This window comes from Paenibacillus sp. TC-CSREp1, assembly GCF_050171015.1.
Classification (GTDB): Bacteria; Bacillota; Bacilli; order Paenibacillales; family Paenibacillaceae; genus Paenibacillus; species Paenibacillus silvae.
In genome coordinates this window covers 263,658-278,735 of the sequence record NZ_JBNOKM010000005.1, presented here as the reverse complement: position 1 = coordinate 278,735, position 15,078 = coordinate 263,658, and the positions used below count along the sequence as shown (strand labels likewise).

Here is a 15,078-nt window from a genome sequence, read left to right as displayed (position 1 = left end):
CATCCTGTCCTCCATCATAACACAGAGACGTTATAAGGAGAATTTCACGCATATACAGAAATGGGTTGACCTGTAGCCACATATGTGACATTCAGGTCAACCCAAAAGAGAATAATAATTGTTATGATGATATACTTGAAAATTCTCGACTAAGCTCGATGAGATATTCCCTGAACCTTCCTTGCAAATCTTTATTTTTTAACGCAAAGTCCACAGTTGCTTGAAGAAAACCAAATTTGTCACCTACATCGTATCTGCGGCCTTGGAACTGCAGAGCAATTAACCCTTGATTATGAGCGATTCCGCGCAATGCATCGGTCAATTGGATTTCGCCATTAGCTCCAGGTAAAGTATGTTCCAAATAAGTGAATACTTGTGGATCTAGTATATAACGTCCCATTATTGCAATATTAGAAGGCGCTTGGACCTTAGGTTTTTCAATTAAATCCAGCACCTCACTCTGATTTGATTTTTGAGCTCCCGGCTCGATAATTCCATATTTATGAGTTTCATTCCAGTCAACTTGTTGTACACCTACCACAGATTTGTGTTCCTGTTCATATACCCGAATCAATTGCTTCAAACATGGAACTTCACTATCAATAATATCGTCCCCTAACAGTACAGCAAAAGGCTCGTTTCCAACGAACTTCCTGGCACACAAAACGGCATGTCCTAATCCGAGAGGTTCCTTCTGACGTATATAATGAATATCTGCCATTTTGGAAATTTCCTGAACTATTTCAAGCAGCTCTGCTTTCTTTTGAAGAGCGAGCTCCAGCTCAACAGAGCGATCAAAGTGATCCTCTATAGCCCGTTTATTTCTACCGGTTACAATCATGATGTCCTCGATCCCTGAGGCTATTGCTTCCTCCACGATATATTGAATTGTCGGTTTATCTACAATGGGAAGCATCTCCTTCGGTTGGGCCTTTGTGGCTGGAAGAAAACGTGTACCTAGACCTGCTGCAGGAATAATAGCTTTTCTTATCATAGTGGAACCACCCCTTTCTAGTGTATTTGCTCACAAGAGGATTAGCTGTTTATTGCCATACAACTTCCCTGCCGGAAGTAAACCCTTTCGCATAAAGATTTGTCAGCTCTTCTGCAACAGATTCATCATGATTGGCTAGTTGGAGTATATTGTTAGCTGTCTTTAATTCGATTTCCTCATGTGTCCAGCGGTAAAACAAATACGCCTCCAAACTCTTGTGCTTTTCACAAAAATATAAGGAATTCCTCCTAAAATCCTTCTCTTCCTGAAATGAGTTTCCTCTTGGATGAAACTGATGAAAATTAACCAGATCTGAACAGAAGCGAAAGATGCCACCAGCTTTATACAGGCGATAAGACAAATCTGTGTCTTCCATTCCCCAGCCTTTGTATTGCTCATCAAACCTGCCAATCTCTTCAAGAAAAGAACGACGCAGCGACATGTTAGCGGTTGTACCCAAAACCCATTTGAGTTGAAAATCTTTCAGATCTTCCCCATATTCGGCGAAAATCTTCGGAAAACTATCATAACCGTCCATTGTTGCATATTGCTCAATCAGCTCGCTGTTATACGGATTCAAATCTTCTTCTGTAATTAAAGGAACAGACACTCCTGCTCCCACATCCGTTACCATAGCTGCAAATTCAGGATTCTGGCGAACAAGCATCAGCATATCCTGTGCACTGAAGTGTAATTTCTCCTTGAGAATAGATAGCATATTTTTTTTCCAGCCAATAACGATTGTTCTTTCGTCCTGTTCCATAAGCTTGTCGATGTGGGTTGCAATATAATCCGGTGGCACAATGCGATCATCATCATTAAAGATGATAATATCCCCTTCAGCTAACTGCAGACCTGTGTTTCTTGCTCTGGATCGTCCCTTATTTTGTTGAAAAACATATTGAATATTTAACATGTTTTTATAGTTATCAATAACCTGTTTTGTATCATCGGTGCTGCCGTCATCAATAATGATGATTTCAAAATCCTGAACCGATTGACTTGCAAAAGAAGCCAGCGTTAACTTTAAATACTCTGCTTTATTATATGTTGGCATAATGACACTCGCTCGACTCACAATGCTCACCCTTTTTCACATTTATGTTAGCCTTGGGCAACAGTTATTTTTTGAAGCATTTCCTCTTGCTCCTGATCCTTCGCAGCATGGAGCAAACCGGCTCCAAGCTTATAAATATGACTGTCATCAAAGGAAGAAAATGCATTCCGCGTATCAAAAATAGGCACGTGCAAATTTTTCAATTCTTCATAACGGAAAGCCTTGTGCGCCGTCATTAAAATGCAGCATTCATACTGTTTAAACGCGTTAACATCGTAATCGACTGAAAACAAGGTACGACCATTTTCAAGCTCGATATATTCTACATAAGGATCGTAAAAATCGACATGAGCACCCTCGTCTATTAATAACTTGATCAATTCCAAAGCAGGAGACTCCCTGTCGTCATTGACTTCCGGTTTGTATGCGACACCCAAAACCAAAATTTTGCTCTTGTTGATATGAAGTGACTTTTGATTAAGCAGTTGATGTAGTTTGCTCACAACATAATCAGGCATACCACTATTAATGCTGTTTGATAACTCAATAAACCTGCTAAAAAATTTATAGTACTTCGCTTTCCATGACAAGTACATGGGATCGAGCGGTATGCAGTGCCCTCCGATCCCGGGTCCAGGATAAAACGGCATAAAACCAAACGGTTTGGTGGAAGCGGCCTGGATGACCTCCCACACATCGATTCCCATTTTTTCACTCATCATTGCGATTTCGTTGATAAAAGCAATATTTACACTCCGAAACGTATTTTCCAGCAATTTTGTGAATTCAGCTACTTTGGGTGAAGAGACCGTAATGACATCTTTACATATTTTTTTATATAATTCAGAAGCCATATTAGAGCACTTCAGAGTAACTCCGCCAACAATTTTAGGTGTATTATTCAACGTAAAATCCCGGTTGCTTGGGTCAATCCGTTCAGGGGAAAAGCACAAGTAGAAATCTTTGCCGACTTGTAATCCTGTTGCTTCTAGACGTGCCTGGATAATCTCTTCTGTGCAGCCTGGATAGGTTGTGCTCTCCAAAATGACTAAACTGCCTTTTTTCATATAGGTTTGTAAATAGTCAACTACAGCATAAATAGAAGATAAATCCGGGTCCGTATAATCATTCAAGGGAGTTGGAACACAAGCTATGATAACGTCAGCATATTGGATCAAAGAAAATTCACTGCTTGCCATGAATCTTCCGGTATGATTGACCTTCCTCAGAGCTTCATTGGAAATATCACTAATGTAAGATTCTCCTCTGTTAAGCAGATTTACTTTGGACACCGACAAATCAATACCTGTTACCGTATAACCTGCCTCGGCCAGATTCAGTGCCAGAGGCAGTCCGACATACCCCAGTCCAATTACCGCAACATTTGCTTTAAGATTCAATATTTTATTCTCAACACTCATGTCATCCCACCTCTCATAAGATCATCCATTCACTTGTACAACTGTGATTTCACAGGTTATGTGTTAGCCACCGAGTTAGAGTCGGCTACTTTTCGCAAATCGATCTCTTTAGCGCGCTGAATCAATCTATCCCAATTCTCAATGAGCTTCACATGAAATTCGTATTCTTGATTCGCTTCTCTTACAAGCTGCTCCGAGTGTTCTATGATATAATCACCGACCTGTGAATATTTCTCGTCAAAAGGAATCAACACTTCATTCGCAATGCGGTCTATACGTTCAACACGCTCATGCACGCCAATCTTGGAAAATTCGGAAACATAAGACTTGATTGCTTGTACGATGTCATTGGTAATGACTTCCTTACGATCAGGTCCAAACGTCTCATTTAAATCACTGTCATAAATACTCATGTAGGCGTTAAAATAATCAGCAAATTTGGAAACGCCCTCCCAGTATTTTATTTTGTTTTCCAACTCGAACTCATCCTTTTTGTATTCGTGAAATACTTCTCTGGTATGATGAATAGACGGAATGCCCAGCGCCGTTGCTGTGTCAAAAGCAAAATAATCTGCGGCAGCAGTATTACGCCCAGGCAAGTTAGGCAGCTTCTCATGAAGCTTGTATACAGCCACATTACCGCAATCTGGATTCAATCCATCATTCACTGAAGTAACAAGTGTCTGCTTCTCTTCCTGTGTAAATTGCTGATCCAGCTGAAAAGCCGTATTGCAAATGTCCACGACGCTCTCCTTGGGGAAACCGAGCAGTTCGTACAATCTATAGATCGGATCGAATGAAACCCGGGCAAAATCTCTTACATCCAGATTCCACTCGCCATAATAGTTGCCACCTACCACCCAGATTTCCCGGTTTAAAATAGACTTGTCCGCCGTATTAATGGTTATATTGCTGCAATCCGAAATTCTTTTACCCAGATAATTCAATTCAAGCTCAATCGGATATAGTTCCTCAGCTTTCAATTCGTCAAAGATAAGCCTCGTATCCGAATCTCTGCGATGCAGCGCATCTGCACCAAGTGAGCAGGTCATCAAAAACAGCTTGTTCATGCAATTACCATAGTCTGTTTGCTGTGCCAGGAACACTTTTTTGAACTCGGGATCCTCCCCGGCCAGCAAGATATCAAAATAAGCTTCCTGCATTTTGGTGGTTAAATGTAAAATTTCGATTTTCGGATACTTCTCTTGCATTAGATTGATGGTTCGTGCATTTTGAGCTACGAATTCCTTATCATTTGTTTCCGGAACAACGATCGGAATATGAATACCATATTTCTTCTGGGCAAAATCAATCTCTTTCATATAGCTGGTCAAACATTTTTCAATATTGCGATTTGAGGGAATAAAATAGACTGATTTCATTGGGCATGCTCCTTTGTCAATCGTATATATTTTTGAATATGACAACCCCAGCCAAGCTTCGACTTAGCAATGTTAGGGTTGTGAGAATAACCGAAGTTCAAATAAGACTTTGTGGCGTATGCGTCATCAATGGCCTGTTTAAGAATCAGATAATTGCCTCGTAAGTTTCTGAATTCCGAATGTGAAGCATTGATCCAATAAAACAGATTATCTTCGTTCTGAAGAAATACACTTCCCGCAATGACGCGATTCTGTTCCGTTAACGCGATATAAAGCCGGGCCTCATGCGAGTAGTGAAGTAATTCCTTTAGAAGTTCATAAGGTGTTAAATAACTTGCTTGTACACGTTCCATCGTTGACTTGTAAATCTCGTAAAATTGTTGAAGCTCTTGTTCAGAATCATATAATCTAACATATACGCCAGCCTTCTCAGCAAACCGGATATCAGTCCGTACGCTGCCTTTGAAAAGCATATCCTTCTGTTCTCGATATTCGGCAAAATCTAAAATATAGGTGTCCATAACTTGCCGGTCAAAGCCGGATCTGGTCATATCCCAACTCAAAATATGCTCTCCCATTGGCGGCAGTGTAATTTGAGAGATCATTCCGTATGATTCTGAGATGATATCTATAATGTCCAGGAAATCTGGAAGACTTTCTGGAAAAGGAATAATCCCGCCATATCCTACGGCTCCAATCTGGTATGATTGGGTTTTGGTATTTTTATATAGAGATATGGCATAGACTTGACCCTTGCAGCACACTTCCACGGGCACATACTCAAAATCCAGGTATTGTCCGACAAGTGCTGCAAAACCTGGTTCAATGAAAGGGGTCCGTGGACTAAGTATCTGTTGAGTATTCATCATATTGGCGAATGAACCTTTCCAGTTTTTTTATATGACGCGTAGGTGTATCCGTGTGGATCGGCAGCAGCAATATTTCACTAAAAATACGATCAGCATTGAAGCAATCGTGAAGCTGAAAACGCTCCTTGTATCGCTCTATGTTGTGCAATGGATAATAATAGAAAGTCGTTTGTACCCCCTTTTGTGCGAGGTACGCTCCAATTTTTTTCCTTTTGTGATTGGGGATGCGAATCGGAAGCAGACATTGCTGATCACGGGCAAGAACAAATCGCAAAGTTTGTTTGCCGAATGTACTCTCCAGAGCATCTAATAGTCCTGGTACATGAACCTTCTGGCGCTCCATCTGTTTTAAAAAAACCTGCAAGCGCCGGAGCGCCATTTGCGCTTGCAGAAGTGTGATGCCCCGCGGCTCGCGCTGGCGGATTTGCTGTGCACGGTGCAGAGCTGCCAAATCAGCATACCTATATTGGAGCCCGTTTACTTTGCGCCACCAGCTGTACTTGCTTAATTGACGGCGGGTGACAGCTCGAAGATAGGGGAACCAGGATTCTTGATGCTGTAATGCATCCTCTGAATATGTTGTAAACATTGTATTCATCTCAGGCTGATGAACGATGAGTGCACCGCCCCCGATAGAGGATAGAGGCTTTGATTTTCCAAATGAGATGACTGAAAAAAAAGCTCTAGGTGTTGTCCCGCGATATTGCGGAGCCATTGGGAATGACTGTGCCTCGTCAAAAATAACGGGCATCTTCAATTGATGCAGCACATCCATAAGTTCCGATGGTATTGAGCGTGAACCGAACAACGCCGGGATCAGGAATGCGGCCCGCTGCACACCAATCAAAGAACGCACGAATTCAAGCTCTGGCCTGAAATCGTCTGTAATGTCATAGACATTAAACGTAAGCCCGGCGGAGATGACTGAATCAGCCAATTCTGTACACGAGTATGAGGGCATGTATACACACTCAATGTTGTGTTCATTTTTTAAAATCGTTAACAAGGCAGTAATAGCCGAAGAAGCACTGTCAAATAGATAAATCTGTGATGGGTTTCTAATATCAAATACGGTGGCGATTCGATCTCGTAAACCAGAGAAAACTTCATTACTGTTTCCCTTCAAGTTAGATATACCGCTATAACACAATGAATCGTATCGATATTCCGAAGGGTATAACACATATTTGATGTTGTTCGGAGGTGTGAAGTCGGTATTCATTTCAGTGCCTCCCAATTTATCTGAAAAATTCGATCAAATACGCTCTTAGCTGCTGTGCATAATGTTCAACTTCGCTTATCTCAATATATTCGTCCTCGGTATGAGCTTGAGCCAACCGGCCCGGACCAAAAATAACGGTCGGATATCCAAAATGATGGAATACGGAAGCATCACACGCGCTAGGAAATTCATGTTGTTCCGCCCCACGGCCAAACTTCAAGCCATCGTTTTTCATAGGTTCAATAATCAAATTGGGATAGTGCACAGTGTAAGGTGATAATGCCTGCCTGAGATTATTCTGTAACGTTTGGATCGTATACCTGCTGTCACTAGCCATCACGCCTTCAAGGATCAAATCCTGAATTGGCAGGCTGGGATCAGACCCGCCCGATATCGTACCAACATTCATATACAGTCCCTCGTGCTCTTCTTTGAAGGAATGAAGTGAATTGAATAGTGCATTTAAATCTGCAAGCTGGTTGTGCTCTTGTGCATTCATGTGTATGTTTTTAGAGCAAATTTGAATTTTGAAGGGAAGAAAACCAAGAGAAGAAGTACATATGGTTGTATTTGTAGGTTCAGCAATAACGACTTCCATCGGTTCGCGCCCGTTAGGGAAATAGCCATTTTTCTTAAGCCACTCGCAGGCTCGAATAGAGCCGTTGCCTCCAATTTCCTCATCGATGACGGAAGTGAGGATCAATTTTCCTTTATTAAATCGTTCTCCAATCAAGCTTAAAGCATAAACGAGAGTGCTAAGCCCGAGCAGCATATCCGTAGCTCCTCTGCCTAGCATCCTCCCATCTACAATGTTTCCATTAACATTCCAGGGTAATTCCGTTTCTTGGTTACCGTTCAGAATGTCTACATCAATATGGCCATTTAAGATTAACGTCGGGCCTGGGTGTCCCGAATCAGCAACAGCATATAAATTGTGCTTTGTCATTTCGAATCCATCTTTGTAGAAACGGTTATACTCCCAAGGATGCCGTATAAAGTCTCTACTGACCAATTGAGATACGGTGAACACATCCAAATAAGTTGTCCATCCCTCTTGCTCCAGCTGCTTCTGAATCAGAAGCTGGGCTTGTTTCTGAGAAGCAGGTCTGGTGTAGGTTGGATGCAAACGAATGAGTCTGGAACCCAGATCAAGAATACGTTCATGGATTGGATCAGAAGCTGTAGTTATCATAAAAAAGAATGCTCCTTTACTACCTTTTGTGCCCATTCCAGCATTTGAAGAACATAGTAGCGATGTGTATAGTCTTTTTCTGCAATTTCAAAAATGATCGCTTTATTGCTTTTCACAGCATCCTCGTAGATTAACCGCAGAGCCTTCTGGTACATGCTCTCTTCCACGCAGCTTTCCACAGGAAGAACACCTTCTCTGCAAATGGTCTCGGTCAATGGATTAGCCATTTGATCAAATGCAGAAAAGTGCCAGTGTTTGATTTTGCTTATAATCCTGGTGAAATCCATGTAGTCGCACGGCTGATAACTAGGAAGCATATCTCGAAATACTGGATCATTACTGGCATAATGCATGGTGTATACTGTGTTAAAATAATGGCAAATATCCCATGTGATACCTACGTTCTGTATATCTATCTCTTGGAAATCCTCAGTAAATATAAACACAGGATCTGCATCATCATACAAATTACCGATAGGTGGTAAATTTTCTAAATTCACAGATACATTACTTCCAGCCTGATAGATGACCTCCTGCAAGCAATCGAGATATCTGGACCTGAGCTCTGTCCAATTTTGATGTTTACATTCTTCTAACAGATATAACTGATTGGCATGAATCACCACATTAGGAATACCAAGCTCCTCTGAGCGCTTCAAGGTTTCGATCAAACGTGATCTTACGAAAGGGTCCGTCACAATATTGCTATTGTTCACAGGAAAATGAAAGCTGGTATTACAGCCGCCAAATAACTCAACAGCCTGACGGGTATTTGTCCAGACTGAATCCCAAGCAGCCCCCATCAAATCTTCACGATTGAAAATAGTAGCCTCTACTTTTCCGAATACATCTGCAAAACGGGATTGAAGCTGATTGTCATATATAGCATAGAATGAGAGCCCGAAGACATTATTTGCGGTCATTGCGATATCCCCATTTTTTCATTGCTCTCCATCTTTTTCGCCCAAGCAATATACTTTTTCAAACCTTCGCGTAAAGATACAGATGGCTCATATGCAAGATAACTTCGAGCCTTGGAAATATCGACTGTTCTCTGCTTCACATCAGGTTCATCCGAGTGCGAGATTATAATTCTGGACTTCGATTCCGTCAGCTCCACAATGTGATGCGCCAAATCTTTGATGCTGCATTGTTCGTTCGGATTACCCAGGTTGAATGACTCTCCCTCATATTCGGAATGTAAAGCATGAATAACCCCGGAAACGAAGTCGTTAATATAACACCATACTCTTGTCTGCTCGCCTGTGCCGCTGATCAATAAATCCTCGTTTTTAAGCGCTTTGCGAACCAAACTGGATATTGCATTATTTCCAAATCGATATTCTCCATAGACGTTAAATGGCCGAATAACAATCGTCGGGATAGACTCCTCCCTGTGATAGGCATATGTTAAATGTTCGCTTAATACTTTGCTTGCAGCATAACACCACCGTGCGGTCTCCGGAATTCCAATGGTAAACTCGTCGGTCTCCTTGGCGGATACAGTGTATTGTCCATACACTTCACTTGTACTGAACGTGAGGAATTTTTTGAGATGTTTCTGTCTACTTGCAAGTTCAAGCGAATACAAGCAGCTAAGATAATTAGTATTGATGGTAAGAATGGATTCCTGTGCCACCTTGTTAATGCCTAGAATAGCTACTGCATGCACAATATAATCGTAATCTGTACCCAAATCCAATACACCGGAACGATCCGCAGCATTGACTTGTACATAATCAACTTGGGTTATCCCTCTTAAATAAGCAACGGTTTGCTTAAATGGGACGGCATCAGCAATAGTGACCTCGTGAAATGGTGCAAGTTCCTCTGCAATAGCTGAACCTATGAATCCGCCTCCACCCAAGAGCAAGTATTTCCTTCTTCTCATATACTCATCTCCTTTTCATTGGATGACCGTATTTCGCTTTTAACCAGTCCTTTTGTAACCCAACCCATCCTCTTCCATCTGAAATAAAAAATTAAACCTCTTAACCATTCATCGAGAATAAAAGCAACCCATACTCCCATTAATCCGTATCCAAGTACGTTTCCCAAAATAAATGCAGCGGGTACACATAATCCCCACATGCTGATTAAACCCAATAGCGTTGGAAATCGAATATCCCCAGATGCCTTCAACGAGCTACTCAGAACAAGATTAAACGCTCGGCCAGGCTCCAATAAGATAGACAGCGCAAGAAGTGTTTTGCCCGTTTCAATAATATCTCTGTCCGATGTAAACAGCCCTAGCACAGTTTCAGATAAGAAGTAACACACAAGTGCAATGATCAATGAGATCAAAGATGAAACTTTCAGGCTAAAAATGGCTTGGTCATGCGCTTTTTGATGTTCCCTTGCCCCAACGAGATGACCTATCAAAATTTGTGTTGCTTGCCCCATAGAATAGGAGAATATCATAATCAGAAGCATAATATTGTAAGTAATGACCTTGGTTGTAATCGCGATTACTCCGAAAAAAGTGACAAAATACGTAATCAGGATTTGGGAGGACTGGTAGGAAAAGCTCTCCCCTGCTGTCGGGATGCCTACCTTTACAATAGATTTCCAATCCTGAATAAAGTGGCGCCCTTTCAATCTTAATTTTAATTTGAGCTTGCGCTTGTATAGATAGACCATACAAATCATTGCCAGCAAACGACTGACACACGAGCTGACTGCCACACCTGTAAGACCCGTCTCGGGAAAACCCAGAAATCCGAACAACGCAATGCAGTTCCCTAGTACATTAACAACATTCATTCCAACAACAACAAACATCGGCTCTTTGGCAAAACCATAGTTTCTCATAGTGGTACTCAAACAAATCAGAATGGCCTCAAAAAGAAGAGAAACGCTAACAATTTGCGTGTAAAGAACACCAAACTCGTAAGCTTCAGCTGAAAGATTGAAGAGGCCAAACAAAAAAGGTGCAGAGAAAAAAAGCACAAAAATAAGAACCAGACCAATAAGTCCGTTTAAATAGATGGAGGATTGTGCAATATTAGCGGCTCGATCACGCTGACTTGCTCCAAGCATTTGCGCAATCAGTATGCCAGACCCCATGGCCATAAATTCCAGAACAATAATAAACATGCCAAATATTTGTGATGATATGCCTACAGCAGCGACAGCTTGTCCTGAATAATGTGAGAGCATTACTGTGTCAACGTTACCTAACACGATATGAAAAAAAGCGTCCATGAAAATAGGCCAGGTTAAACGAAATAAGTTGAGCTGCTTTGGCTGCAATACAACATCCTCCTTTGAGTTACGCCCAAGCATGTATGCATTACTTCAAAAAGTAGTTATATACCTTGACAACCGCATCCACGACATCCTGCAGATCGCGATCCGTCATCAGAGGAAATAGTGGAATTGTAATCAGCTCTTCATATACGGCTTCTGCATTGGGACAAATGCCTCGTTGATAGCCCAGTGACTGATAATAGGGATGTAAATAAACCGGAATATAGTGAAGATTGACCCCGATATTCTCTGCGAGCAAAGCTTGAAAAATGGTATCGCGGCTTACGGAGAAAAAATCTTTTTTCCATCGCAAAGGATATAAATGCCAGCTTGATAATACTTCTTCAGCTTGTTGCTGGAAGGCTAATCCTGGCATCTGCTCGAAGGCCTTATTGTATAGAACCGCTAACTCTCGCCGTCTTTTCACAAATTGCTCCAGCCTATTTAACTGGCTTAAGCCCAGTGCAGCTTGTATATCAGTAATCCGATAGTTATAACCAAGGAATTGCATTTCGTAATACCATTTTGGAGAATTTTGCTGTTCCAGCATCCGTTCATCACGTGTAATTCCATGATTTCTAAACATTAACAATTGATGATAGAAGTCCTCCCGATCCGTTACAACGGCTCCGCCTTCTCCTGTAGTAATATGCTTTACAGGATGAAAACTGAAAATGGTCATGTCGGTTGACATCCCGGGTCGTCGCTCTTTATAGATTGAACCGATCGAGTGGGCAGCATCACGAATGGTGACAAGCCCGTGATTGGAAGCCATGTCATAAAGCTCGTTATATTGAGCAGGCTGTCCGGCAAAATCAACAATGATCAGCGCCTTCGTATTCGGGGTGATTTTCTTATAAACCTCCTGAGAATCGATGTTGAAGGTAAGGGGATCAATATCGGCAAAAACCGGCTTTCCGCCTGCATATAATATGCAGTTGCTGCTTGCTGCAAAAGTCAGAGGCGAAGTAATCACTTCACTCTCGGTCTCGACGCCAGCAGCAAAACACGCAGCATGCAGCGCAGCAGTACCACTGGAGAATGCCACAGCATACCGAGTACCTGCCTCGCGAGCCAGTGCTTCTTCGAATTTTGGTATTTCAGGACCTGAGGAAAGAAAGTCACTTCTTAAAACGTTGACCACACTTTCAATGTCTGTCTCGTCCACCCATTGTTTTCCATACGGAAGCATTCTTTCTCTTACAGGTTTGGCCCCGTACATAGCCAACTGTTCTTTTTGCATATTCAGCATGCCAATCTCCTCTTTTCCAGTTAGGTAATGAGCATTTTCAATATTGTCGAAAACGTTTTTTCAATAGTGCTGGAAAAACCATATATATTCTTCTATCTAGCAAAATTCGACTTGATAATTGAATATATATGGTTTTTATTAAAATATATAACATTTTTTTTCATTGTAACACCGCGTGCGTTTATTGTAAATATTTACAATAAAAGAAATAAAAAGGCCTGAAACAAGACATTACATCTTGATCAGGCCCTTCGCTATTTCGAATCAACTTCATGCTTTTCCATCACAATCATATCCACGGCCCTAATGCCGTTCTCCCAGATCTCTTCAGGGTAATCCAGGAAAAAATCTTTTTTTATATCACATATTCGAAACCCCAGTTTCTGATAAAATGCGAGATTGTTGATACTGGAATTGGCTGTTCCTACCACAAAATGTCTCATTCCATGCTCTTTATGTAGAGATATGGCTTTGTTTATCAACAATTTGCCGAACCCTTGACCCTGATGGTCGGGAGAAACGGCAATATTCTTTATTTCAATCGATTCACTGTTAAGCCTCACCGTCACGATCACACCCAAAGTATCATCAGAATCATTAGAAAGGCACAATACATCCCCTTCCTCTAAATATTCCATGACTTTCTCCTCTGATTCATCAGCAAGCAGCAGCAATGGCATCATTTTTCTTTTTTCCAATCGATCCTCGATTGGATATATTCGTTTATTCAAATCTAATCCCCCTTGGTGTAAATTATGTTAGTTACATCTCTTTTTATGTAATATAATAACAAATTAAGGGTATGATTACATGTACATTTTTCATTCCGATCATTTGCACCTTGAATACATCATTGTTTTTTGATATCTACATATATTCACTCTATTCACAATAAATAACTTCAACATTAAATAAAATGATTTTTTAGAAAATACAGTCCGATGTAATGGTTGGATTACATCAGATGGGGATCACTACGGAGTCACTGATAGTGTTAAATCAAAAACGGCATGAGTTTCATCACTCATACCGTTTCTGATTGGCAACCACTGCTCTCCTTCTTCAAACGGGAAGAGAGTATTTTTTATTTATCGTCAGCCATAGGGAACCAGCCCGGTGTGTGAATAATGGCATTCCACAAGCCGTCCGGAATGACCAGACGCTCCTGATCCGATTTGGTCAGCACCGTCTCGATGTCCTCTTCCCGTCCACTTTCAATCTTCTCCACCCAGTCCGGCTCGATAATAAGCTCACGTCCGATCGCCAGCAGTGGCACGCCTGTCTCCAGCGCTTCTGCTGCCTCGTCAGCCGTGTGGATTGCGCCGACACCAATGACCGGCACTTTACCACCAACCCGGTCCAGAATGTATTCAATTCTGGCGCGAGTATCCGCTTCGCCGCGTCTTGGCTTCGACCAGAACTCATTCAAGGAAACATGCAGGTAGTCGAGATTTTTTTCTTTTAATGCATCGACCAGCGCATATGTGTCTTCCATCGTCAAACCTGGTGTTTCAGGCTCTTCTGGCGAGAAGCGGTACCCTACTATGAATGGAAGCTTGGTATGCTCGGCAACGACACGCTGCACCTCTTCCACCACAGCGAGCGGGAACGCCAAACGTTTCTCTACACTGCCACCCCAGCGATCTTCACGGCGATTGGAGTGTGGAGAGAAAAATTGCTGGATCAGATAACCGTTGGCACCATGAATCTCGACTCCGTCAAAGCCCGCTTCAATCGCACGGCGAGTCGCTTCACCGAAATCACGAATGACCGAGGTAATCTCTTCATCCGTCATTTCTCTTGGCTCGGGTGAGCCTGGACGTTCACTTGCAACCGCGCTCGGTGCAACCACTTGTCCAGCAGGGACAGCCTGTTCCGGAGTCAGTCGACCAGCGTGGAACATTTGCAGCACTGCTACAGAGCCTTGTTGTTTGATGGTTTCAGCCAGACGTTTCAATCCCGGGATAAAGCTGTCGTCATAAGAGCCGAATTGCGCCGGAAAACCGATGCCGTTCGGTGTCACATGCGTTACCGCTGTAACCGACATCCCTGCTCCGCCTGTACGGCGTGCATAATACGCCAGCTCCGCATCCGATACCGTACCATCTGGATTAGAGGACATATGAGTCATAGGAGCAAGCACGATCCGGTTTTTCAGTGTAATGCCGCTAGGCAGTGAAACAGATTCAAACATTTTCGAATACTTTGGATTCATTCGTGTTTCCCTCCTGATTAATATCTCTTTAAATAGATATATGGATATATACATCATGTTACTGTAATGATTATAGTTACGTTTTAAGTCAATTGCAACTTTTCCTTCATGAGCACCACTCAGGCGCCCGATCAAAGCACAACAAAGAAAAGGACAGAGTGTCCTCGGACTCCCCATCCTGATGTTTAAACCCGTTCTTCACATCCTGCTGTTTAAACCCGCTTT

At 42.1% G+C, this 15,078-nt stretch carries 13 protein-coding genes; all 13 read right to left on the bottom strand.

Annotated features, from left to right (window positions below; translation table 11 throughout):
• Positions 1 to 121 precede the first annotated feature (121 nt).
• Positions 122 to 994: a UTP--glucose-1-phosphate uridylyltransferase GalU gene (galU, locus tag ACQSGY_RS09790; protein WP_427051725.1), complete on the bottom strand. Its 873-nt coding sequence runs from the start codon at positions 992 to 994 to the stop codon at positions 122 to 124.
• 49 nt (positions 995 to 1,043) lie between these two features.
• Complete coding sequence (locus ACQSGY_RS09785; RefSeq protein ID WP_427051724.1) at positions 1,044 to 2,072, bottom strand: glycosyltransferase family 2 protein; 1,029 nt, start codon at positions 2,070 to 2,072, stop codon at positions 1,044 to 1,046.
• A 26-nt stretch (positions 2,073 to 2,098) separates the two neighbouring features.
• On the bottom strand, positions 2,099 to 3,472 hold the full coding sequence (locus ACQSGY_RS09780) for a nucleotide sugar dehydrogenase (protein ID WP_427051723.1): 1,374 nt from the start codon (positions 3,470 to 3,472) through the stop codon (positions 2,099 to 2,101).
• Between the two features lie 56 nt (positions 3,473 to 3,528).
• Complete coding sequence (locus ACQSGY_RS09775; protein ID WP_427051722.1) at positions 3,529 to 4,854, bottom strand: DUF6271 family protein; 1,326 nt, start codon at positions 4,852 to 4,854, stop codon at positions 3,529 to 3,531.
• Positions 4,851 to 5,723 (bottom strand): peptidoglycan bridge formation glycyltransferase FemA/FemB family protein, encoded by an 873-nt coding sequence (locus ACQSGY_RS09770; protein ID WP_427051720.1) that lies wholly within the window; start codon positions 5,721 to 5,723, stop codon positions 4,851 to 4,853. Before ACQSGY_RS09770 ends, ACQSGY_RS09775 begins: the two co-directional genes overlap by 4 nt.
• Positions 5,698 to 6,945 (bottom strand): DegT/DnrJ/EryC1/StrS family aminotransferase, encoded by a 1,248-nt coding sequence (locus tag ACQSGY_RS09765; protein ID WP_427051718.1) that lies wholly within the window; start codon positions 6,943 to 6,945, stop codon positions 5,698 to 5,700. Before ACQSGY_RS09765 ends, ACQSGY_RS09770 begins: the two co-directional genes overlap by 26 nt.
• A 16-nt stretch (positions 6,946 to 6,961) precedes the next feature.
• A complete protein-coding gene (locus ACQSGY_RS09760) occupies positions 6,962 to 8,137 on the bottom strand; it encodes a M20 family metallopeptidase (RefSeq protein ID WP_427051716.1) in 1,176 nt (391 codons plus the stop codon).
• The gene (locus tag ACQSGY_RS09755) at positions 8,134 to 9,060 is read right to left on the bottom strand and encodes a sugar phosphate isomerase/epimerase family protein (RefSeq protein ID WP_427051714.1); all 927 of its coding nucleotides are present in this window, start codon (positions 9,058 to 9,060) and stop codon (positions 8,134 to 8,136) included. Before ACQSGY_RS09755 ends, ACQSGY_RS09760 begins: the two co-directional genes overlap by 4 nt.
• Positions 9,057 to 10,028 (bottom strand): NAD-dependent epimerase/dehydratase family protein, encoded by a 972-nt coding sequence (locus ACQSGY_RS09750; RefSeq protein WP_216513606.1) that lies wholly within the window; start codon positions 10,026 to 10,028, stop codon positions 9,057 to 9,059. The genes ACQSGY_RS09755 and ACQSGY_RS09750 overlap by 4 nt, the downstream gene beginning before the upstream one ends.
• A complete protein-coding gene (locus tag ACQSGY_RS09745; RefSeq protein ID WP_216513605.1) occupies positions 10,025 to 11,389 on the bottom strand; it encodes an MATE family efflux transporter in 1,365 nt (454 codons plus the stop codon). The genes ACQSGY_RS09750 and ACQSGY_RS09745 overlap by 4 nt, the downstream gene beginning before the upstream one ends.
• 40 nt (positions 11,390 to 11,429) lie before the next feature.
• Entirely contained in the window at positions 11,430 to 12,638 is a 1,209-nt protein-coding gene (pseC, locus tag ACQSGY_RS09740; protein WP_427051711.1) for a UDP-4-amino-4,6-dideoxy-N-acetyl-beta-L-altrosamine transaminase, read from the bottom strand.
• A 254-nt stretch (positions 12,639 to 12,892) separates the two neighbouring features.
• Complete coding sequence (locus ACQSGY_RS09735) at positions 12,893 to 13,369, bottom strand: GNAT family N-acetyltransferase (protein ID WP_427051709.1); 477 nt, start codon at positions 13,367 to 13,369, stop codon at positions 12,893 to 12,895.
• 353 nt (positions 13,370 to 13,722) lie between these two features.
• A complete protein-coding gene (locus tag ACQSGY_RS09730; RefSeq protein WP_427051707.1) occupies positions 13,723 to 14,853 on the bottom strand; it encodes an NADH-dependent flavin oxidoreductase in 1,131 nt (376 codons plus the stop codon).
• Between the last annotated feature and the right edge of the window lie 225 nt (positions 14,854 to 15,078).